Consider the following 22,469-nt stretch of genomic DNA (forward strand, 5'->3'; position numbering starts at 1 on the left):
TTTAATTATAACTGTAAAAAATCCAAGGGAAAAGTATTACTCCCTTGGATATGAATTACTTTTTAAATTAACGAAGAGTTTTTAATGCTCCGCTCCACGCAAGTAACTGGTCAAGCATTGTATTCGCATTACTTTGGTGATAATCAGCAGGTTTGAATAAGGTCATATTTTCAAAGTCAGACAAAAGTGAGAAAGTTACTGCAGTACGGACATCTGCAACCTGTAATTCCCCTAATATTAAGCGCATATTTTCATGTGCACGCGCTCCACCTAAACTACCATAACCTACAAAACCAGCCGCTTTATTGTTTAACTCGGGGTTTAAGTAATCTAATGCATTTTTTAATGCGCCACCAACTGCGTGGTTATACTCCGGAGTAACGAAAATGTAGCCATCATACGTAGCCATTTTCTCAGACCAATTTTTTATTGCGGAATTGGCTTGTTCCTGTTGTTCTGAAGGAATCTCTTGCCCAAGAAGAGGTAGTCTATAATTTATCAAATCTACTAATTCATAGTCTGCGTCGTTTCTTTTTGAAGCAAAATTATACATCCATTTTGATACAGCCTCTGCATTACGTCCTTTTCTTACGCTTCCTACTACGATACCAATTTTTAATTTTTCTATCGACATTATCTCTTCCTCCGTCTGTTTGTTTAAAGACATTATACACTCTTCTTTATCATTTCCATGGGAATGATTTCTACACATTTCATGCCATTATCTATTGTAATAATGATATAGTAATTTTAATAGATAGAATTATTAAACTGTGATGTTAGATTGAAGGTGTTGAAGTGGAACTTATATTAATTATTTTGCCGGTTTTTATTATTTTCTTTATCGGATTTATAGGACAAAAATTTATTGGTTTCGATATTAAATCCATCTCTACAGCTGCGCTCTACCTAATGTCCCCTTTTTTAGCTTTCCGAACTTTTTATACGAATGCCTTAACGATAGAATATTTTTATATCGTATTGTTCTGTCTTATTTTGGCCTTTATTTTACTTATAATTACTTGGATAACTGGAACTCTTATGAAATCTTCACGCTCAGAACTTTCCGCAATGATTTTAGGTGGCATGTTTATGAATAGTGGAAATTACGGTGCTCCGGTAGTGTTATTTGCTTTAGGGGCTACCGGCTTTGACTATGCAGTGATGATCATGGTTCTACATGGTTTGTTCATCAATACATTTGGTATATTTTTTGCATCTTTTGGTGGAGGTGAGAAGGCAACTTGGCAGCAATCCTTGCAACGCGTTATAAGGATGCCAGTCGTGTATGCAGCTGCACTCGGTATTTTTTTACAAGAAACCGGACTGACCGTTCCACAGGCGGTAATGGAAGGTGTGGGACTTGTAGCAGATGCTTCTATACCAACCGTGATGCTCGTTCTTGGAATGCAATTAGCTGTCATTTCTCAAAAAAAGGTTGCTTATCGATACGTCGCTGCAGTTTCTGTTATTCGGATAATTGTATCCCCACTTCTAGCTGTTGGAATTTTATACTTTTTGCCGGTTAATGATACTGTCAAACAGGTTGCAATTATATTAGCCGCTATGCCAACAGCAGCTAATACAACCATGTTAGCATTGCAGTTTAATACCGAACCGGATCTTGTTTCGTTTACAACTTTAGTTACAACGCTCATCAGCATTATTACTATTCCGTTAGTTCTATTTTTCTTAGGAATATCTTAGAGTAATAGAGATTAAAAATCAGCAAACTCTTATTAGTTTTTCATTGCTAATAAGAGTTTTTATGTATTCGCCAATACATTATTAAAAATAACAATTTTGTTGAGAATTAGACAAGTTCTAGCTTCATAGGTTAGGTAGAAGGAGTGATGACATTGCAACATCCAAGTTATCGAGGAAGTTTTATGCCCTTTGTTTCGCCACGAGATCCCTGCCCCCCGATTACTGTGAAGTATTTTGTGTTACCTCCACAGATTTTCACCAATTTTCAGCAGCCTGGTCTACCTCAATTTTCTCCTGAGGAGGCACTAATTCACGGTTCGCTCTGGCCTCAATTTGTGGATGGATTCTTCAGAGAGGAAGGAATTTCATGAGTGTTTTTGATGAAAGAATGGCTCTGTTAAAAAATGTACAACAAATGGATTTTGTAGTTGTTGAATGGACATTATACACGGACACACACCCCGATGATGAAGATGCTTTAGAGCAATGGAGAGAAGCGATTAAAAAAGCTGCCGGTGCTCGCAAACAATACGAAAACAAATTTGGACCAATATCACTAAAATCCGCCCCTTCTAGACAGGCGCTAGAAGTTGGTTGGCGCTGGAACCAAGCACCTTGGCCATGGCAATTATAGAAAGGGGATATTAGATGTGGGTATATGAAAAAAAGTTACTTTATCCTGTTGAAGTAACCACCTGTAATCCGATGCTCGCAAGATATATTATGGAGCAATATGGAGGTGCTGATGGCGAACTGGCAGCTGCACTCAGATACATGAATCAGCGTTATACTGTACCGGATAAAGTAATAGGATTGCTTACAGATATTTCCACGGAGGAATTCTCCCATCTTGAAATGCTCGCAACGATGATTTATAAATTAACGAAGGATGCTACTCCTGAACAATTAGAAAAAGCAGGTCTCGGTGCACATTTTGTTAATCATGGCCATTCATTATTTTATGAAAATGCAGGTGGTGTTCCTTTTACAGCAACCTATATTCAATCTAAAGGAGACCCTATTGCAGATCTCTATGAAGATATTGCTGCTGAAGAAAAAGCACGCGCAACTTACCAATGGTTAATCGATATATCAGATGACCCTGGCATTAACGATGCTTTACGTTTCTTAAGAGAACGAGAAAATATTCATTCGCTTCGTTTCCGTGAGGCAGTAGAAATGCTTAAAGATGAAAGGGATAGAAAGAAAATTTTTTAATCGAAAACGCATGGTCGTCTTGGATGTACTCCAAATGACCATGCGTTTATATTATTTTTTATCTTTTTCAAAAAGGACAATTAATGCCGGTAAAAGTATTCCTCGTATTAAGAAAGTGTCCAAAATAATACCGACTGCTACGATAAATCCGAAAACGAATAACAGCTGGATTGGTTGCGTCATTAATACCGCGAATGTTGCTGCAAGCAGGATACCTGCTGAAGAAATAACTCCACCCGTGTGAGACACCGCAATGTCTACAGCCTTTTTCACAGGATGTTTTTCACGCTCCTCCAAATATCTAGAGATAAGAATAATATTATAATCTATTCCTAGTGCCACTAGGAACACGAACGAATACAATGGAACGCGATTACTAATCGTATCAATATCGAAGAACAGATTCGATAGGAACATACCTAGACCAAGTGCTGCCAAGAAGGACAATAGAATAGTCCCCATCATGTATATTGGCATTTTAATAGATTTCGTTAATACGATTAATAAGATGAATATTAATATTGTTTCCAGTACAACAATAAGAATTAAATCTTGGCTATTTACCGAACGATCATCTACCTGTGAGGCTGTTTCACCCGCAAAGTATAAATCGCCTTCAATATTACTATCGTTAACAATACTTTCCTCATCTTCAATCATCTTCTCAAGTGCATCCATTGCCTCTGTTGAATATGGACTTTCCTCAAATGTTAATTGGAATTGTGCTGCAAGACCATCTTCCGAGATCCCTGTAGGTCTAACAGTACTTACTAAATCTTGTTGTAATAACTGTTCTACTAAATTTGCTTGCGTTTCTTCCGTAATCTCACTTTCAGATTCAAAGAGTACAGTTGTAGGAGCTAAATCTCCTTTTGCAAATTCCTTTTCAATAACTTCATATCCTTCACGAGATGGCATATCATCTGGGAAAGACTTCATCGTATCAAATTCATAATTCAAATTGAACAAGTTCAATGCGGAAACTACTAAAATCACTAATATCGAAACTGCAGCGACTATAGGTTTGTTGACAACAAACTTTGCAATTTTACTCCATACCGAGTTTGCTTTTACTTCTTCTTCCCCATATTTCGGAACACGTGGCCAAAAAGACTTACGCCCGAAAAGTGGAAACAATGCAGGAATTAATGTAACCGAAGCAAACATAATGACAAGCATTGTTGTACCAAAAATTGGTGCGAAATTACGGTAATCACCAAATGATGCAAAGAACAGTACAAGCATTGCAGCTAAAACTGTACCACCTGCAAAGAATACCGGAATTCCAGTCTCACGCATTGCATACTTCATAGCATCAAATTTAGTTTCATAGTTCTTTAACTCTTCTCTGTAACGAGAAAATACAAACAATGAGTAATCAATCGTTGCTGCAAATAACAAAATAGACATGATGGATAATGACTGACTTGCTAAATCTAATCCGTTAGCACCAAGAATTCCAAGCAACTGATTTACTACTTGATATACAACACCTGCTGCTAAAAGTGGAATTAAAGCTAATAACGGAGAACGATAAATGACAATTAATAGAATTAATATAATGCCTACTGTCGACAATATTAAAACAATATCAGCACGTTCAAATAAGTTCGTTGTATCTACAGCAATCCCTGCTGGTCCTGTCATATAAACGGTTGAACCGGTTTCCTCTGTTACAATTTCATTCACCTGATCCAGGCTCTCTTCTAATTCAGAAGTTTCTAAAGAAGTGATAAAGCTTAGAGGGATAACCGATGTTTTCTTATCCTCTGAGAAAAAACCTTCTAGAGCTTGAGGTGGCAAACTACTAAACGGAATCATCTCTTTCAACCCATTTATATCCGCTGCTGCTACTTTGTCTAATGCCGCTCCAAGCGTTGCAACATCTATTTCGTCCTTTGACTGAAGGACAAGAATTCCTGGTAAACTTTCTGCATCCTTAAAATGCTCATCAATATTTTCTTGGGCTATTATCGACTTGGCATCTTCAGGTAATGAGGGTACACTTGATATTTTATAATCGCTTGAACCTGGTGCAACACCTGTAAGTATTACTGTTAGGGCAATCCAAATGCCTAAAGTAATCCACATACCTTTTCGAGATGTAACAAAGTCTGTTATTTTCCCTAGCAACTTTTTCAATAAAATCACTTCCTACTCCAATAAATTAATGACACTTGTGTCACTTTGAATAAAAAAACATACCTGCTTTTTTACATTATGTGCAAAAGTGACAGGTATGTCAATTAATCTTTTGTGAACATTCCTTCACTTAAAATTTCTTTTATTGAACCTATCCATTGATCCTGAGGGATCCCAAAATGATTAGGAATTGCAATTGTTTGAAAAATCATCCCCAGAATTATGGCGTTAGATAAGTGATTTTTAATTACTTTTTCTTTCTTTCCTTGCTCGATTAATATCTGAAATTGTTTGTACATTTCAACATAATATGTTTTTAATCGGGTTTGATTGGATAGGTGTGGGTTGTTCGACTTTTTAGGGATTTGATTGATAATCTCCAATATTTGATGGATCTCACTATGACTAAAAATAAAATCAATAATTAAAAATAGCTGTGTTTTAAAATCGCCACTTTTATCGAGCTTGTTAAAATCTTGAAGAAATCGATTCATTTCATATACTAGAAATGCGGAAATCAATTCATCTTTGTTCTCATAATATTTATAGATACTTCCACGCGAAACTTCCATCATTGAAGCTAACTTACTAAATGTAAAGGAATCATAGCCGGCTCCTATTAGCAATAACTTCGTTGCTTTAAATAACTCGTCATCTGTAAATTTTCGTTCACGTGCCACTCAACTCACCTCACTACACAAATAGTATAGTACATAAATCCAAATACTTAAACTCACAATATAAATATTGAAAGTCAAGTCAGTTGACAATTTTCAATAAAGGTAGTATCTTGAATTCAAGAGATAATTATCTCGAATTAAAGATAATATAATATAAGGAGTTTTAATAATGGGTAAATTCGAAAATAAAGTAATTATCATCACTGGTGCAGCTGGTGGAATAGGAAAAGTTACTGCTAAAAAACTAGCTGATGAAGGAGCTAAATTGGCACTTGTAGATTTAAATTTAGAAGCTGTACAACAAGTGATCGTTGATTTAGGTTTAGACGACACTCGTGCAGTTGCACTTCAAGCTAATGTTGCAAAAGAAGAGGAAGTTAAGGCATATGTAGATGCAACAATTTCAAAATTTGGTCAAATTGATGGATTCTTTAACAACGCAGGAATTGAAGGAATAACAAAACCAATTGAAGAGTATCCAGTAGAAACATTTGATTTGGTTTATAACGTTAACATCAAAGGAGCCTTCTTAGGATTGAAATATGTATTACCAGTGTTGAAAAAACAAGGATTTGGTGCTGTGGTTAACACAGCAAGTGGTGCAGGGTTAATGGCTTCTCCAGGTATGGTTGGATATATTATGTCGAAACACGCGTTGATTGGTATCACCCGTGTAGCTGCTCTTGAAGCAGCACCAGCCGGTGTTCGTGTAAATGCCGTTGCTCCTGGAATCATCAATACACGCATGATGCGCCAAATTGAAGAAAATACGCTTCCAGGTCAAGGCGAAGAAGCTATCAAAGCATTCGCTCAAGCCGTTCCTATGGGACGTTACGGAGAACCGGAAGAAGTTGCAAATGTCGTATCATTCTTATTATCTGAAGATGCATCATATGTCAATCAATCTATCTACACAGTTGACGGTGGACAATTGAATCAATAAAAAGCATCCCTATGAGGTGTTTTTTATCCAGATAATTCCCTTAGCTTAAGACAAATAAAAACGCCGCCATTACAACTATGGCGGCGTTTTTATTAATTGTTAGCAATTGTTGTAGCGATTCTATCTATCACCGGAATTGTGCTCGATTTATTTTTTTCTGTTAATACGGTGAAAATAAGTGTTTCACCACTTTTAGTTTGTGCATAGCCAGCAAGTGACTTTATGTTGTTTAGACTGCCGGTTTTCGCCGTTACATTTCCTTTAGCAGGAGCTGCTTTCAATCTGTTTTTTAAAGTCCCTCCAACTAACCTGTCTGGAGAACCTGCAATGGGGAGACTCTTAATATAATATTTATACCAAGGCTCTGAACGTACTAAATATAAAAGCTCTGATAGCTCTCTTGAAGTAACTTTGTTGGAATAGGACATTCCAGATGCATCTTCAAACTTCCATTTAGTAACGTCCAACCCAATCGATAATGCATAGTGTTGCATGACAAGCAGTCCAGCTTTCCAGCTTCCTTCATCATGCACTACCTTTCCCATTTCCTTCGCTAATACTTCTGCATGTGTGTTATTGCTTAGTTTCATAAAAGGGATCATTAAATTTTTTAAGTACATTGACTTTCTAGAAGTAAGAGCTTTTGCATTTTCCGGTGTTTTACCTCGCACTACCTTAGAACCCGGTGAAAATGTTATTCCTTTTTCTGCTAATGATTTTTTAAATACGTCTAGCGCATAGGCTGTTGGATCCGTCACAGAAATCCATTCCTTCACACCGGAAGTTCCTAAAGGAGCATTTCCACTAATAATTACTTTCTTAGTCCCTACTTTGCGCGTTATTTTTAATGTATTTTTATATCCTTTAGGGACAGTTTTGGAGTTATTCACTACTTGTAGAACACCTGTGGCTGGTGTCAATGTAACATTTGTTGATCTTCCCTTTTCACTTGGTCTTGCTGTTACAATAACCGATCCCGCGTCAAAATCTTCATTTGGTGAAAGTGTTAACGCTGAAATAGGTGCTGCATAGTAATATGGCTCGTCCTCAGCTAAAATACCAGCAGAAAGTCGAACTTTATCATACCAAGTATCATCTCCGACTAAATTTCCGTTTACCTTTTTGACCCCATTTTTTGCAAGGCTCGCAGCAAAACTATCCAAATGATTTTTAAGTAATGTTGGATCTCCTTGACCTCGTAAATATAGATTCCCGGTTAATATACCTTTTTCAATTTTACCTTCCGTTAAAACAGTCGTAGTGAAACGATAATTTTCACCAAGCGTTTCCAATGCAGCCGCTCCAGTTAACAATTTCATCGTAGATGCAGGTGTGACTGCCTTGTCAGCATAATATTCATACACGACTTCTCCAGTAGAAGCCTTCCTTACCGTAACACTTGTAGACGCATCTTTCATTCGGCTATCTGCCATTATATTATTGATTTTACTTTTTAGACTACTGTATGAGGTAGCTGCTTCTACAGTATTGTGCTCACTCGTAGAAATAAATACAGAACTACTGATCATCACGATTGATACGACAGAAACTAATAGTTTTCTCCAAATCCCCACTATACTCCTCCTAATTCGTCTTTTAAGTTAATGTTATTTTAACACGTAATTGTCAGATAATAAGGAATTTTTTTATCTTTACAAGAAAGTGGACCTTTTACCTAGTAGACAATTCATTAAGTTATCTTTATACTAGGTTTAACTACTTTGTAAAGCAAGGTAGTGTTTTTTAACATAACTATTTTGTTTTACAAGATAGTGATAAGGAGACAAAACATGTCTATAAGGAGTCAACTACTTAAAGGAATTCTTGATGGCTGTGTCCTCGCCGTTATCGAAAAAGAAGCCGTATATGGTTATGAATTGTCCAAGAAGCTACAAAAAGTGGGTTTAGAGGACGTAAGTGAAGGAACAATTTACCCTGTTTTATTAAGACTTCAAAAAAACAAGCTTATTATCGGTGAAATGAGGCCTTCAGAATCTGGACCTAACCGTAAATATTATTCACTAACTTCTGCTGGTAAAGATGCTCTTGAAACCATCTCTACAGAGTGGAATCAGCTGGCAGTACCTATTAATGCATTATTATCGAAAGGGGATGAAAAGATTTGAATGCAAGTGAGTTAATCGAACAAAACAACCAAAAAAGAGAGTTACTACCAGAGGAAAATGAGAAGTATTACACCAATTTACTGCTCTATATCCGAACAAAGTTAACCTTATCTGAACAGCAATCTGAGGAAGTTTTACTGGAAATGTTAGATCATCTTATTGAAGGTCAACAGGACGGTAAAACAGCGAAAGAAATCTTTGGCAATGATCCTAAGGGATATGCAGATGAGATTATTAGTCATTTACCGCGTGAAAATAAACGCAATAGCTTCATATTCGTGAGTCAAATAGCTATAAATTTAATTGGATGGTTTTTAATAATGAGAAGCATAATTATTCCAATAATCGGAGGAGAAAATTCGGAAAAAGTGTATGTTATTTCTTCCCTACTTCTCATCATATTGATAATGATTATGACGGCTTTTGGCGTAAGAATGATTTTCGGCTTAATAAGTCAAACGTCCTTTGATGAAAATGCTAGTGATAAAAAGATGATGATTAAGGCTGGTTTATATGGAGCTGGCGGGTTTTTAGTTATTGCAATCTTTAGTTTTTTTGTAAAGGAAGTCGGTCCAACCTTTACATTACGATGGCAAGTATCTCTTGGTATAGGCTCCCTCTTAATATTGATCTCATGGCTTATTAAAAAGTATAGAATCTAGATAATATAGACAGATGGAGAAATTAGTTCCCTCTCCATCTGTAAATGAATTTCAATCATTTACTTAAACTGGTGTTAATGCATTAGTTTTGTCTATATAGATAAAGGCATCATATCTGCTCCCGATTTTAGAAGGCACGTAATTTCCATAAGCTTCGAACTCTGGATTATACACGACTCCAATAGCACGATGCCCCACCAAATCATTAAAGTATAATCGATTCTCCTCATCAAAAAGCAAAATCTTATCAGAAGCTTCAATACTATGAAGCATATCTTCCCATGAACCTTTCTTTGCAGGTGGCACAGTCATTTTTTTAGGAGTAGTCCCCCACTCGTCTGCTGCAATAACCTCCCCACTATGGGTACCAAATCCGACCGAAAACACATTTGCTGCCTTGTTCTGTAGACGTAGGATTTCCCCAACATTTGTCATACCTTCTTCTTTCATATCCGTTGCGGATGCATCCCCAATATGCGTGTTATGTGCCCAAATTATTATTTTTGCGTCTTTTCCATGATAATCCATTATTTCATTAATCGCTTCAACCATATGCTCATCACGAACATTCCATGAAAGTTCATCACTCCGAACCATAGCTCTGTAATATTCTTCCGCGTTTTGAGCAACTAAAGCATTTATCTTTAAATTTAAATCTTCTTCCTGACCATCATCATACTGTTTTTCATTTTTACGAATGGAAGCCACTAACGTCACCACTTCCTCCACACATGCATCGGAAATGTGAATTGACGAAAAAGCATACGTTTCGGGATGACGGTTAAAAGGCTCAAAACAAGAAATTGCTTTTTTCGCAAAAATCATGTCAGTTCCTTCTGGATTCGTTTTACGCAAATAGCTTACCACCTCATCAAGAGATTCCCATAAACTGTACACATCGATTCCATAAAATCCTATTTTGTTATTATCTTCCATTTGGTTATTATATTTTTCTAACCACTTAACTAATTCAGAAATCTCTTCATTTGCCCACATCCATGTTGGCCAGCGCTCGAATGCATTTAATAACCTTTGTTTGTTGTCCTCTGTATCTGCATCTTTATCGTATCCTTTTATAAATCTATTAACTCGCTGAGTGGACGGCCAATCCCCTTCAACCGCAATTAAAGTAAACCCCTTTTCTTCTATAAGGCGTTTTGACAACTCTGCTCGTACTTTATAAAACTCTGATGTCCCGTGACTAGCTTCCCCCAATAGAACAATCTTCGCATCTCCAATCGCTTTTAAAACAGGAGTCAAATCCTCGGAAGTATTTAATGGTAGTGCAAACTTTTTTATAGCTTCTGTAAATGATTTTATCGTAAACACTCCTTTTCTCTAGAAGTTTGCGTTACACTAGCACTCTTTATACCGATAAAGTATACTGCCAAAACTAAAAAAACAACTAGTATTTAAAGGTAGATATGGTATGATAGGAAAAATTAAAAAGCAATGAAGAGAAGAGTAGGTAATCGAATTTCTTAACAGAGAGCCCTGTTAGCTGCGAATGGGTAAGAATGAAGTTACCGAAACAAGCCTCTGAGCTTCATATAGGACTTGTACAGAACAAGGTATTATGTGACAGACGCTCCTGTTATCGAGCTAGGGTATAAGCATGCATACATGCCGTACTTGAAAAGGCCACTAATGGTGACATTAGGGCAAACTAGGGTGGCACCACGACATATTGATCTCGTCCCTAAGACAGCAGTCTTGGGGGTGGGATTTTTTATTGGCCAATAAAATATGTCGGAGGTTTTAAAATGAGTTCCTTTAAATGGAAGTTCCCTATTTTATATTTGTGTTCCGTTGGCTTCGCCAATATCGGAGGGTGGATATACTTATTAACGATTAACTTAATGGTATTAGACATTACCGGATCTGCTCTAGCCGTTGCTACATTATATATTATCAAGCCGATCACTCAGTTATTAGTCGGGCCATGGGCTGGAAGTATCATTGACCGAGTTTCTACTAAGCATATTATGGTTTATTTGGACATAGTTAGAGCAATCTTAATTTTCTTCATCCCTTTTTCCGATTCCATTCTTTTCAGTTATATACTAGTGTTTTTCATTCAGATGGCTGGGGCAATATTTGAGCCAGCATCCTTTACTTATATGACACATTTGCTCCCTGAAAATATAAGACATCGGTTTAACGCAATTCTTAGCTTGGTACATTCAGGTGCATTTGTAACTGGCCCTTTAATTGCAGGTGTTTTATTTATGATTGGTTCGCTTAAGGAAGCACTATTTGTAAACGTCTTTATTTTTCTTTTATGTGCTGCTCTTACACTTCTACTCCCAAAACAAATGTCTACAGCTAACTATGAAAACTCAAGAATAACTTGGTTGAACATCCGAAATGATTGGAGTTTAGTTATATATTTTAGTAAAAAGGCTATTCCTTTTTTCGTCATATATATGATGTTTCAAATGGCAATGCTACTCACTGCCGCTTTAGATTCCATGGAAGTGACCTTTGCTAAGAAGGTTCTCAATCTATCCAATACTGCCTATGGATCTCTCGTCACTCTTGCTGGGATTGGTTTTCTAGTAGGTGCTATCTGTACCAACGTATTAGTAAGATTAGCTCCAGCTAAACTATTGATGAGTATCGGGGCACTGTTTGTCTCAGTTGGTTATGTTATTTACAGTTTTTCCACAACCTATTTGTTAGCAAGTATCGGATTTTTTGTTCTTTCATTTTTTTTATCTATTTCAAATACGGGATTTATGACATATATTCAATCCAATATCCCTACCGATATGATGGGTAGAATATCAAGCCTTTATGAGATGATATCGAGTTTTATACAAATTATCGTTATTCTTTTCCTAGGATTTGCTACTCAATGGCTATCTGTTAGAGAGGTCGTCATTGGAGGTTCTATTCTAATGTTTTGTGTGGCTCTCAACTTAACTTTTCTTTCAGCAAGTAAAGTTAAAAGGAAAATAGCCTAAAAGAATGCGTTTTTTCGGTCTTTACAAGATTCATTTGAATATCTTTTTAAGAAGGGACCTTAAAAGTTTTTTAGTAACCTCAAACCATGTTACGATTGGAATAAAGTGAAACTTCAATCAGTAATAATTTTCTTCATTGCCACTGATAGTTAGTTGAACCATTCGGACTTTTAGGGGCAGTTGTCCTCCACATATGCTTTGTTAGTTGGGATAAGCTATAGAGGATGAGATGACGGCCCGTAAATACGGGATAAACTTGAGAAGGACTAGGTGACGTTAACAAATGAAAAGTAAAATTCAACATCTTACGAAAAGGCAATGGATTATATGGGGCGGTTTGCTGCTAACTTTAGTTTTTGTCTTATTAAACAAAGATATTGTGACGTCTTTATTGCTTGGAGATATAGATGAAGTCCAACTGTTTTTAGAAAGAAATATCGGCTATTCTCTTTTTTTTATGGCGCTAGTCATGCTCATACAAAATTCATTTACTATATTCCCACTTATTTTAGTAATTACAATCAATATTACGTTATTTGGATTTATTAACGGATTCTTATGGAGCTGGTTTACGGGTGTCATTGCTTCCATCATTGTGTTTTCCGGTGTTCGCTATGTTTTCCAAGAAATTATTATAGATAAGTTCAATAAAGGTTTGATCGAAAAGGTTGATGCAAATGGTTTTGCTTATGTGCTTCAAGGAAGACTTTTCCCTTTTATCCCAACAAGTCTGATAAATATCTTGTCAGGGCTAAGCACAATACGAATCGTCCCCTTTACCGTAGCTACTGCAATTGGAAATTTCCTGTATTTTTTTGTTCTTGCCCTTATACCAGCTGGGATACTGTCGTCTGAGGTTGATGAATTCGTCATTTTCGGAATAGTCTTTGTGACGATTCTAATTTATTATGTAATGAAATATGTGAAGCACAAAAAAAAAGCTACTGAAAAAGTGGAAACGTTAGACTAAGCTATAGGGGGGATTATTTTTGAAGATTGCGATCATAACAGATATTCACGGAAACGAACTTGCTTTACAATCTGTTTTGAATAAAATAGATATTGATAAAGAGGTGCAGGAAATTTGGTGTCTTGGGGACATGATTGCTATGGGGCCAGATACAAATGAGGTTCTTGATATTCTATTTGAGCGTCCAGATGTTCGAATGATTACTGGCAATCATGACGAAGCTATCCTATCCCTTATTTTAGGTGAAGGCCATCCTGATAGTTACAAGCATACACGCGATCACCATGAATGGATTGCTAACCAATTAACAAGTGAAAATGTGAAACGCCTTCAGCAATTACCAAGAATAATTACAAAAGAAATTAATGGCACGCGTCTATTTGGTATCCACTACCATATAGAAGCACATATGCGTGATGCTCATATTAGAGAAGAGCCCTTTTATACTATTTTAGAGCCAACGCTAGAAAATTCGATCAACATGTTTGGTGATTATCCTGCTGATATTATTTGCTTTGGGCATAATCATCCTGAGCATCTTTTTAAAACAGACAACAAGATCCTATTGAATCCAGGAGCCCTTGGTGTGTCTAAAGGAAATACTGCACCTTATGCAATAATAGACTTTGGTTTCGATAAACCAGCAGTTACAATTCACCACGTTAAGTATGACAAAGAAGCTTTCCTAGAAAAATTTGAGAAACTCCAAGTACCACAAAGAGAAATATTGTTTAAGCTTTTTTATAAAGAATAATAGTTTTACCTCAGAGAAGTACTGGTGGGATTTCACATAAAGGCTTATAATGCCTTTACCGAAATTCTGAAACACACGAGGGGCTGGGCGCTAAATCTAGACCGACGTTTAATAAATAGTCATATACTTTCTTGACTCAAAAAAATGTCCTCCAAGAAATTACTTGGTGGGCATTTTAGTTCTCTACTATTAAATAACCTTTGAATGAGTAAAAAAATTACTATGTCGCCACTAAAAAAGGACATCCATCTGGATATCCTTTTCAAGTATTGATCATTTATAAAATTCTGTTGGTATAGCACCGATATTTCTACGGTGATATAACAAAGGCTCTTTTGCCGCATTTTGAATGTGTAGTACTTCACCAATCATAATTGTATGGTCGCCAGCTTCCACTTTGTTAAATACTTTACATTCTAAAGTTGCTAGCGAGTTAGAAAGCACCGGCAAATCCAACTCTGATTTATTCCATTCACATTGTGCAAATCTATCCTCCACTCTACTAGCGAATAGATTACAGATATCTCCTTGATCTGCTGCTAGAATATTCACCGTAAATTTATCTACTTTTAAAAACTCGTCATACGAAAATACCCTTTTATCAATAGACCATAATATTAATAATGGATCCAACGAAACAGAAGCGAAGGAATTTACAGTCAAACCCATTGGTTTACCTTCACTATTAAAAGCAGTGACTACAGTGACCCCAGTAGGATAATTTCCCATGGCCGCTTTAAAGCTGGCTACTTGATCTAATTTATTTTCCATCTATATAACATCCATTCTTTTTTCTTTTAAGCATATCAAAACCAACCCATTCTTTCACACATTTGGATTCATCCGTTCCTATTTGTTTAAAGTTGCTACTACCGGGTAAATATATACTAGAATACATTACTAACAAAATGGAGGAATTTACATGACAGTCAAACTAACAGTTGAAAATGCAGTTCAAGCTAAACAAGAAATTGAAAAACTTGAAACACAAGGATACGTTCGAGACAATATTCATATTTTCGCCCATTTTAAAGAAAGAGCAGACGATATCAACGATGCGCTCGACACATCTGATGTCGGTATGAAAGAGCAAGGCTTTTTACAATCATTTAAAAATATGTTTACCTCTCGAGGAGATGAACTTCGTAGCAAAATGGAAGCTGCCGGAATTTCTAAACAAGAGGCTGAAGCAGCTGAAAAAGAACTAGACAAAGGTAAATTAGTTATTATTGCGCATAACTAAATAAGAAAAGCACTTCCCATTCCTTTTTAGGAATGGGTTTTTATTTGTATTTTATCATTTTCTCCGCGTTTATTTTTCGTAAACTCTATCCATATTAACAAATGGTATATGATAATTAAGCATTCCTTTTATTTGCTTTATATTTATTCTTTCCCCTTCTAAGAAGCGATTAAAATCTATGATAACTGGTGCCCGATTTCCCCCGATAGCAAATAAAGCCTTTTTTGCGCTCGGAATATAAGCAGATGTGTGTATTGTTCCTGCAGATGCATCATATTTGCTAGAAAATATCTCATTCTCTGTATCGTTCAAGCTTTGATATGCCCCATATATATCCATGTCATCACTTTGCTGACTTTCCAGTATTTTATGTCTTCTCAAAGAATCATTCGTGCGATAACGATTTTCTTCGGTTAATATTTCAAAATGATTTGTACTAATATTCGATTTTTTCGCGATTACCTTTCTAGGAGAGGCTTCTACCACAAATGTATCCCCACTTGGATCGAGTAGAACATAATTAAATGAAGTTCGATGAGGAATTTCTTTTAATAAAGTGATAGCTTCACTTACATTTGCACAACTTTCTAAAATAATTCGACCAATCATATTACATACAAATCCATCTTCTGAACGAACCCGGTTTATAAAGTTATAACCCATTGCAAGCCCTTTTTCATTCATCCCATCGGTACGTCCTGTTATTTGCATGGAAGGACCTATCGTCGCATAGCCCTTATCTGTAGGTTGATAAATGACATACCGCCCTTCGTAGTATCCGGGATGGCTATCATAATTACGTATTATATATTCAGATCCTGTTAAAATAGAGCATCCACTTTTCTCATAATCGACATAATACCCACCGAACTCTCTGAGTGCTTCCTCCATTGTACAATGGAGTGCATCTGCTAGTCCCTGTAGTTCATCCAGCATGCTAGGAAGAAATGTAGAAAATAGTTGGACTGCTTCTTTTTGGTTTATAGTAAAATGACGTTTTCTCATGGAATCCCATTGTTTTTCGCGGTTAAATAAAATAGGTGACTCCTTTAAAAGCTCCCCTTGCATATAACCGAAATCATAATGATTTCCTCTATACTGAATGACATCGCTATAAAAATGATTCATATACATATTCTCCTCGTCATTTTTTAGGATGCTTGAATTTATCCTATTGTTAGGATATTTGCCAATCCTATCATTAGGACTATACCGTGTCAAATAGTTGAAATAGAAAACATTTCATATTTATGCGATAATAATAGAACTAGCGTTTCTATTATTGAAACCAATGAGGTGAAATCATGAAACCTGTTATTTTAGCAGAAAAGCCTAGTCAGGCAAAAGCATATGCGGATGCTTTTAAGGTAAAACGACACGAAGGATATTTAGAAATCCAACCATGTCCCATTTTTCCTGAGGGAGCCTATATTACTTGGGGAATTGGACATCTTGTGGAACTAAAAGAACCGAAAGCATATGATCCGAAGTGGAATAAATGGTCACTTGCAAGTTTACCCATCTTACCAGAGAAGTATGAATTTCAAATTGCCAAAGGAAAATTTAAACAATTTTCTGTCGTCAAAAAATTACTTAAAGCTACAGATACGGTTATTAATGCGTGCGACGTAGACCGAGAAGGTTCGAATATCTTCTATAGTATATACAACCAAAGTGGAGCACGCGGTCAAACGATTAAACGCTTATGGATTAATTCCTTAGAGATTGAGGAAGTGCTAAAGGGCTTTAGTAACTTACAGGATAATCGTAAGGATCTATTATTATACGACGAAGCCAAAGCTCGTCAAATTAGTGATTGGTTAGTAGGTATGAACGGTTCTAGATTATATTCGTTATTGTTGCAGGGACAAGGCATTAAAGAAGTATTTCCTATTGGAAGAGTTCAATCACCGACCATTTTCTTGATTTATCAACGTCAACTGGAAATTGAACAATTTGTATCGGAGCCTTTTTATGAGATAGAAGCTACCTTCCATGCAGAAAAAGGAGCATACAAGGGAAAAGCGAAAGCGAAGGAATCCAAAAAAGAAAAAATTCAAGCACTTCTTTCTAACCATTATATTCAACCAAATTCACCGGGTGTTATTACTTCTGTTGAAAAAGTAGATAAGCGAACTCCGCCACCCCAGCTCCATTCTTTGTCGACATTACAGGCTACCGCCAATCGGTTGTGGAAAACGAGTCCAGCAGATGTATTAAAAACGATGCAGGGACTTTATGAAAAAAAATTAGTTTCTTACCCGAGAACGGATGCAAGACATATTACACCAAACGAGTTTTCCTATATCGCTGCTCAGGTTTCGGCTTATCAGCAAATTATTGGTCTTCCTTTTGAAGTTGCTTCACTCGTTCCTAAAAAACGATATGTCGATAGCTCGAAAGTCCAGGAGCATTATGCCATTATTCCAACGAAGAAGCTCCCAACACCCGCAAAGTTGGGTGGACTTTCTATTCTCGAGCGAAATCTTTATGAAGAAATCGTCCGCACTACTTTGGCGATGTTCCATTCCGATTATTTATATACAGAGACCAAGGTTACAACAGATGTGAATGGTCTCCCCTTTTTCACAACTGGAAAAACAGAGCGAGATCAGGGCTGGAAAGCATTATTTACCCGTTCATCTAAAGAGAAAGAAGAACATCCACTTCCTCCATTGCAAGAGAAGGAAAAAGTTGAGAGTGAAATCGGTATTAAAGAAGGAAAAACTATGCCTCCAAAGCCTTATACGGAAGGACAGCTTATCGCTATGATGAAAACCTGTGGAAAGCTTGTGGAGGATAAACTAGAAACTGAAATTTTAAAAGAAGTAGAAGGTCTCGGCACAGAAGCAACACGTAGTGGAATTATTGAAACGATTAAACGACATGGCTATATAAGTGTATCGAAGAACATTGTTTCCATAACTGATAAAGGTCGTGTACTCTGTCAGGCAATAGAGGGTAATCTTCTTGCTAGTCCATCTATGACAGCTAAATGGGAAACCTATTTACGAAAAATCGGTAATGGGGAAGGCTCGATGGATCGTTTTCTAGGTAGTATAGCTAAGTTTATCCAAAGCTTGATGGATGAGGTTCCCAATCAATTAAATACTAAACAGATTAATATAAAGCTAGCACCTCGTGCCTCCAAGTTTGATAAGTTCAAAAGAGATCCTATTGTAGCCTGTCCTAAATGTCAAAAAGGATCGATCATTGCCCATAAGAACTTTTATGGCTGCACAGAGTATAAAAATGGTTGTACACAGACGTTTAACGGATACTTTTTAAAGAAAAAAATAACACCTAGCCAAATAAAGCTGCTTTGTACAAAGGGGAAAACAAACATCATCAAAGGATTTGAAGCTGAAAACGGTCAAAAGTTTGATGCGAGCTTAGCATTAGTTGAAGGAAAAATAAAACTAGAGTTTAAAAAAGAATAATTCTTTGTGATCGGTTATCGAGTTGTGTCGATCGATGTTTGGTGGTGATCGACCGATTATCGTCGCTAGTCGATCGATATTTGGCGATGGTCGATCGATTATCGGTCAGCATCGATCGATTTTATCAAAAACTGTTCAGCACAAGACCTTTATTAAAGCATTAAACATCGAAAAGGCTGACCTCAATAGCGAAGATCAGCCTTTATTTCATTCAAAAGGATAGGAATAAACGGTTGTTCCATTTCGTCCTGTTGTAGCTATTGCCTGTGATAAAGAATTTAATATGGCTTCTTCCGTAACCTCTGCCACTCCTTGGAAAAACTCATTCATAATGGGATGATCATCTCTTAATTGCAGTCTTGTTTCCACAATTTCTTCAGAATTATGCTGAATTTTATGAGCAGTTGAGAATGCTATGACAACGTCTCCACTTCCATTACTAAAATGACTACCGGTCCGTCCTAGCCCTACCCCGCATCTTTTAGCAAATCGTGTAAGCTGTCTGTGACTTAAAGGTGCATCTGTCGCCAATACAATCATAATGGACCCATCAGCAGGCTTAGGAAAGTGAGGAACATCTTCATTTACATTCACCTTATACCGGGAAGCTTGGAATTCCTCTTTTCTTCCAAAGTTGCTAAGAACCATACATCCAATCGAATAGTTCTTATCTTTATCGTGGATAATACGTGAAGAGGAACCTATGCCTCCCTTATATCCAAAGCAAATCATACCTTTACCCGCACCAACTGCTCCCTCCGGTGAGGTTTCAGACGAAGCACCTTGAATACAGTCAATCGCATGTTTCGTTTGAACTGGTAGCTTTCGAATCGAATTTAACCTACTATCATTACATTCCCCTACCACTATATTAATTGTACCCGTAGATTCACCTATTTCTGGATTTCTTTCTAGCATATACTCGAGAGTCCCTTGCATAACTGCTGGAATACCAAAAGTATTCGTCAGCATGATCGGTGATTCAATTAGCCCTAGTTCATTTACTTGAACAAGACCCGTCGTTTTTCCGAAACCGTTTAGAACATAGCTTGCTCCAACTACTTTCTGTCGAAACAAATTACCCCCATGCGGTAGGATTGCGGTTACGCCAGTACAGGCATATTCTTCTCCCCCAAGAGAACTATCTAGTGTAATATGCCCCACCTTCACGCCTTCTACATCTGTTATGCAATTCTTTTGACCGACTGGCAAAACCCCTATTGGCATACCACGTTGTCTAATCTTTTTAGGCTCCATGTTTTCTATCCCCTTATTTTAGAAACTTCTTTCCATTTATGAATAATTGATTCCTCGCAAAAGTCTTTCTTTTCCCCATATAAACGCAGAACATCTTTTATCTCTTCCCCTAAATATCGTTCATTTCTATTGTTTGCAAGACAGGGATACCCAGAACCTCTTTGTAAATAATCAGAGCTACCGACTAAGTACCATCTATCCTCTTCTAATAATTTTCCATTTACATAGATTGCATGTATTTTCTTACCATCATGATCTATTTGAACTCCCGAAACATGCAATCTTCCTACAAATCTCCCTCTAAATCCCGGCCCTCTTCCATCTCCGAGGCAAACCTGCGTATCTAATGACTGCTCCAACGCTTCTCCTAAAAACTTACCTTGAATCTCAAAGGAAGTTGGATTTAACGGAGAAGGACATATTTCAATTAGCTTTTTTTGTGTCATTTCATGAAATATACCTGCATTACAAATACCACTATTGATAAGACCAATTTCTGTTCCCAGCATATCCCTTAATCCGTCGGCTATTAAATTGGATATTGGATTCTCTTCTACTACGTCATGCCAAAACGGATGTTCCACTGTATACAAAGGTTTACTTAAAGCTTCTATAGCTTTCTCTTTATTTAATCTTAAGATAGAATCTATCTGTTCATTCTCTATTATATCTTTTGTAGAAATAGTCTCTGAATGGACAAGATGTACTTTTCCATCCTGTATTTCTAATTCCATAATACCTACATGTTCCCCATAATTACCTGCACTATTTATTATAGTCTTATCAATAATCTTTGCTTGGTCAAACAATTTGTGATCGTGAGCAGAAATAATAATATCGATCTCTTTAATCTCTTCAGCAAGTGGTTGATCAACAAATGTACCTACATGACTTAGCAAAATACAAACATCATACTTATCTTTATTTTTCTGGATTTCTTCTTTTATAGCGCTAGAATAATCGGTCATGTGAATGCCTAAGCCCTCATTAAAAACCCCCATATCGGGAGAAGAACCTGTAATGAGAATTCGAAGTCCGCTTTTTTCTAAAATAACACTAGCTTTAACTCCATTAATATTGGAACAATCTTTTTTAAACAAATTATTGCTTATAAATGGAATAGAACTGTTACTCGCCATAAGCTCTAATGTGTCTATTCCATTGAACATCTCATTGTTACCAATCGTTATTGCATCGTACCCTGCAGCTTCCAACAACTCTATAGCGGCCATACCCCTAGTACCTTGGAGCTCGATACTTTTAAAATCAGCAAAATCTCCACCGTCTAAAATAATCGTATTTTCATCTTTATGTTCATTGATTAAAGTAACTACTTTTTTATAGTTATCAAAATTACTATGTACGTCATTTGTATGAATAATCTTAAGTCTCATTTGTACGCTCCTAGTCTATATTTTAACTTGATAATTATACCATATTCTTATTTTTCAAATTATTTTATTTTTTAAAAATAGATTATTTCGAGAAGTTTAGGGAATCTAATAATAAATAGAGTTCGGAGGTTGTTAAATGGAAATACTACAAGTAAATGGTCGTATAAACAAAAAAAATTTAGCACTTAGTATCCTTATACCAGTAATTGGTGGCTCTATTACAGGTTGGATTGCCAATAAAAATGCACAAGAGAAATACAAAAAACTAAAGCAACCGTCATTCTCACCACCTGGTGTTGTTTTTCCGATTGTTTGGACTGCACTTTATACAACGATGGGAATTGCTAAATACCGTGTAGACCAAAAGACGAAAAGTACAGGGAAAGATTCTTCACCTGCTATCCCCTTATATGACTTAAAATTAGGGTTAAACTTTTTATGGTCTTTTCTATTTTTCCGTTGGGGATTACGTGGAACTGCACTTGTAGAAATTAGCCTTATGCTAGCATGCATTGCGTTAACGGCATACGAGTTTCAACAAGTAGATAATACAGCTGGAGCTCTAATGATTCCATATGTAGGATGGGTTGCTTTTGCATTGGGTCTAAATTATGCTGTTTGGAAATTAAATAAGTAATCAGAATGCAAGCCTTCTAATTATTAAAAATACCAGGCATCAGTAACCTGATGCCTGGTATTTAATTTAGTTTAAAAGTCTTTTACTTTATCGTAACTACTCCGATTCATCGATAATCGAACAATTCATCCTGTTTCCCCTTCATACTTTCCGCAAGTTTTCGGACTTCATCTTCCATCATAGAAAAACCTTATCTATGCTTTCCAGCTCCATTACTTGTCAACTCTAATTTATACAAATTTTGCAGTCCTTTAGATTCAATAAGCCGTAGTTATTTTTTAATAGAAAATAATTCTACTTACCTACTTCTCACCTGTTTTTATTGGAATA

Annotated in this window: 23 protein-coding genes and 1 other annotated feature; of the genes, 14 read left to right on the plus strand and 9 right to left on the minus strand. The window is 36.4% G+C overall.

The window, feature by feature from the left end:
- Positions 1–67 precede the first annotated feature (67 nt).
- Complete coding sequence (locus ACIQX2_RS04380; protein WP_402847391.1) at positions 68–634, minus strand: NADPH-dependent FMN reductase; 567 nt, start codon at positions 632–634, stop codon at positions 68–70.
- Between the two features lie 164 nt (positions 635–798).
- Between ACIQX2_RS04380 and ACIQX2_RS04385 the strand changes: the two genes are divergently transcribed.
- The 4 genes from ACIQX2_RS04385 (at position 799) to ACIQX2_RS04400 (ending at position 2,925) form a co-directional block, all read left to right on the plus strand.
- Positions 799–1,707: an AEC family transporter gene (locus ACIQX2_RS04385; RefSeq protein ID WP_402847392.1), complete on the plus strand. Its 909-nt coding sequence runs from the start codon at positions 799–801 to the stop codon at positions 1,705–1,707.
- Positions 1,708–1,853: 146 nt separating this feature from the next.
- Positions 1,854–2,078 (plus strand): spore coat associated protein CotJA, encoded by a 225-nt coding sequence (locus tag ACIQX2_RS04390; RefSeq protein WP_402847393.1) that lies wholly within the window; start codon positions 1,854–1,856, stop codon positions 2,076–2,078.
- Positions 2,075–2,341, plus strand: a complete 267-nt coding sequence (locus ACIQX2_RS04395) for a spore coat protein CotJB (protein WP_402847394.1) — start codon at positions 2,075–2,077, stop codon at positions 2,339–2,341. Before ACIQX2_RS04390 ends, ACIQX2_RS04395 begins: the two co-directional genes overlap by 4 nt.
- Before the next feature lie 14 nt (positions 2,342–2,355).
- Positions 2,356–2,925, plus strand: a complete 570-nt coding sequence (locus ACIQX2_RS04400) for a manganese catalase family protein (RefSeq protein WP_093061459.1) — start codon at positions 2,356–2,358, stop codon at positions 2,923–2,925.
- A 51-nt stretch (positions 2,926–2,976) separates the two neighbouring features.
- Here ACIQX2_RS04400 and ACIQX2_RS04405 read toward each other — a convergent pair whose 3' ends face one another.
- Together ACIQX2_RS04405 and ACIQX2_RS04410 are read right to left on the minus strand one after the other, a co-directional pair.
- Entirely contained in the window at positions 2,977–5,067 is a 2,091-nt protein-coding gene (locus tag ACIQX2_RS04405) for an MMPL family transporter (RefSeq protein WP_402847395.1), read from the minus strand.
- Positions 5,068–5,171: 104 nt separating this feature from the next.
- Positions 5,172–5,747 (minus strand): TetR/AcrR family transcriptional regulator, encoded by a 576-nt coding sequence (locus ACIQX2_RS04410; protein ID WP_402847396.1) that lies wholly within the window; start codon positions 5,745–5,747, stop codon positions 5,172–5,174.
- Positions 5,748–5,916: 169 nt separating this feature from the next.
- Here ACIQX2_RS04410 and ACIQX2_RS04415 point away from each other — a divergent pair, with 169 nt between their 5' ends.
- Positions 5,917–6,690 (plus strand): SDR family NAD(P)-dependent oxidoreductase, encoded by a 774-nt coding sequence (locus ACIQX2_RS04415; protein ID WP_402847397.1) that lies wholly within the window; start codon positions 5,917–5,919, stop codon positions 6,688–6,690.
- A gap of 92 nt (positions 6,691–6,782) precedes the next feature.
- Here the strand turns inward: ACIQX2_RS04415 and dacB are convergent, their stop codons facing one another.
- Entirely contained in the window at positions 6,783–8,264 is a 1,482-nt protein-coding gene (dacB, locus tag ACIQX2_RS04420; RefSeq protein ID WP_402847398.1) for a D-alanyl-D-alanine carboxypeptidase/D-alanyl-D-alanine endopeptidase, read from the minus strand.
- Between the two features lie 216 nt (positions 8,265–8,480).
- Here dacB and ACIQX2_RS04425 point away from each other — a divergent pair, with 216 nt between their 5' ends.
- A complete protein-coding gene (locus ACIQX2_RS04425) occupies positions 8,481–8,816 on the plus strand; it encodes a PadR family transcriptional regulator (RefSeq protein WP_402847399.1) in 336 nt (111 codons plus the stop codon).
- The gene (locus tag ACIQX2_RS04430; RefSeq protein ID WP_402847400.1) at positions 8,813–9,478 is read left to right on the plus strand and encodes a DUF1129 family protein; all 666 of its coding nucleotides are present in this window, start codon (positions 8,813–8,815) and stop codon (positions 9,476–9,478) included. The genes ACIQX2_RS04425 and ACIQX2_RS04430 overlap by 4 nt, the downstream gene beginning before the upstream one ends.
- A gap of 63 nt (positions 9,479–9,541) precedes the next feature.
- On the opposite strand, the gene ACIQX2_RS04435 is transcribed toward ACIQX2_RS04430, so the two are convergent.
- Positions 9,542–10,798 (minus strand): erythromycin esterase family protein, encoded by a 1,257-nt coding sequence (locus tag ACIQX2_RS04435; protein ID WP_402847492.1) that lies wholly within the window; start codon positions 10,796–10,798, stop codon positions 9,542–9,544.
- A 123-nt stretch (positions 10,799–10,921) separates the two neighbouring features.
- Positions 10,922–11,182, plus strand: a binding site (T-box leader).
- 59 nt (positions 11,183–11,241) lie between these two features.
- On the opposite strand from ACIQX2_RS04435, the gene ACIQX2_RS04440 reads away from it, so the two are divergent.
- From ACIQX2_RS04440 to ACIQX2_RS04450, 3 genes are all read left to right on the plus strand, one after another.
- Positions 11,242–12,444, plus strand: coding sequence for an MFS transporter (locus ACIQX2_RS04440; protein WP_402847401.1), 1,203 nt, complete (start codon positions 11,242–11,244; stop codon positions 12,442–12,444).
- 283 nt (positions 12,445–12,727) lie between these two features.
- Complete coding sequence (locus tag ACIQX2_RS04445) at positions 12,728–13,414, plus strand: TVP38/TMEM64 family protein (protein ID WP_402847402.1); 687 nt, start codon at positions 12,728–12,730, stop codon at positions 13,412–13,414.
- 19 nt (positions 13,415–13,433) lie between these two features.
- Positions 13,434–14,168, plus strand: a complete 735-nt coding sequence (locus tag ACIQX2_RS04450) for a metallophosphoesterase family protein (protein ID WP_402847403.1) — start codon at positions 13,434–13,436, stop codon at positions 14,166–14,168.
- Positions 14,169–14,441: 273 nt separating this feature from the next.
- Here ACIQX2_RS04450 and ACIQX2_RS04455 read toward each other — a convergent pair whose 3' ends face one another.
- Positions 14,442–14,939 carry a flavin reductase family protein gene (locus ACIQX2_RS04455; protein WP_402847404.1) on the minus strand — a complete coding sequence of 166 codons (498 nt, stop codon included), beginning with the start codon at positions 14,937–14,939 and terminating at the stop codon, positions 14,442–14,444.
- Positions 14,940–15,090: 151 nt separating this feature from the next.
- On the opposite strand from ACIQX2_RS04455, the gene ACIQX2_RS04460 reads away from it, so the two are divergent.
- Positions 15,091–15,411, plus strand: coding sequence for a YflT domain-containing protein (locus ACIQX2_RS04460; RefSeq protein ID WP_402847406.1), 321 nt, complete (start codon positions 15,091–15,093; stop codon positions 15,409–15,411).
- A 69-nt stretch (positions 15,412–15,480) separates the two neighbouring features.
- On the opposite strand, the gene ACIQX2_RS04465 is transcribed toward ACIQX2_RS04460, so the two are convergent.
- Entirely contained in the window at positions 15,481–16,539 is a 1,059-nt protein-coding gene (locus tag ACIQX2_RS04465; protein WP_402847407.1) for a C45 family autoproteolytic acyltransferase/hydrolase, read from the minus strand.
- Positions 16,540–16,715: 176 nt separating this feature from the next.
- On the opposite strand from ACIQX2_RS04465, the gene ACIQX2_RS04470 reads away from it, so the two are divergent.
- Together ACIQX2_RS04470 and ACIQX2_RS04475 are read left to right on the plus strand one after the other, a co-directional pair.
- On the plus strand, positions 16,716–18,851 hold the full coding sequence (locus tag ACIQX2_RS04470; RefSeq protein ID WP_402847408.1) for a type IA DNA topoisomerase: 2,136 nt from the start codon (positions 16,716–16,718) through the stop codon (positions 18,849–18,851).
- Positions 18,852–18,873: 22 nt separating this feature from the next.
- A complete protein-coding gene (locus tag ACIQX2_RS04475) occupies positions 18,874–19,074 on the plus strand; it encodes a hypothetical protein (RefSeq protein WP_402847409.1) in 201 nt (66 codons plus the stop codon).
- On the opposite strand, the gene ACIQX2_RS04480 is transcribed toward ACIQX2_RS04475, so the two are convergent.
- Both ACIQX2_RS04480 and ACIQX2_RS04485 read right to left on the minus strand, forming a co-directional pair.
- On the minus strand, positions 19,059–20,108 hold the full coding sequence (locus ACIQX2_RS04480) for a DmpA family aminopeptidase (RefSeq protein WP_402847410.1): 1,050 nt from the start codon (positions 20,106–20,108) through the stop codon (positions 19,059–19,061). The genes ACIQX2_RS04475 and ACIQX2_RS04480 overlap by 16 nt on opposite strands.
- Before the next feature lie 5 nt (positions 20,109–20,113).
- Positions 20,114–21,502 carry a bifunctional metallophosphatase/5'-nucleotidase gene (locus ACIQX2_RS04485; protein WP_402847411.1) on the minus strand — a complete coding sequence of 463 codons (1,389 nt, stop codon included), beginning with the start codon at positions 21,500–21,502 and terminating at the stop codon, positions 20,114–20,116.
- Between the two features lie 136 nt (positions 21,503–21,638).
- Between ACIQX2_RS04485 and ACIQX2_RS04490 the strand changes: the two genes are divergently transcribed.
- Positions 21,639–22,139, plus strand: coding sequence for a TspO/MBR family protein (locus tag ACIQX2_RS04490; protein ID WP_402847412.1), 501 nt, complete (start codon positions 21,639–21,641; stop codon positions 22,137–22,139).
- Positions 22,140–22,469: the final 330 nt, after the last annotated feature.

Source organism: Psychrobacillus sp. NPDC096623 (assembly GCF_044762655.1).
In the GTDB taxonomy this organism is placed as follows: Bacteria; Bacillota; Bacilli; order Bacillales_A; family Planococcaceae; genus Psychrobacillus.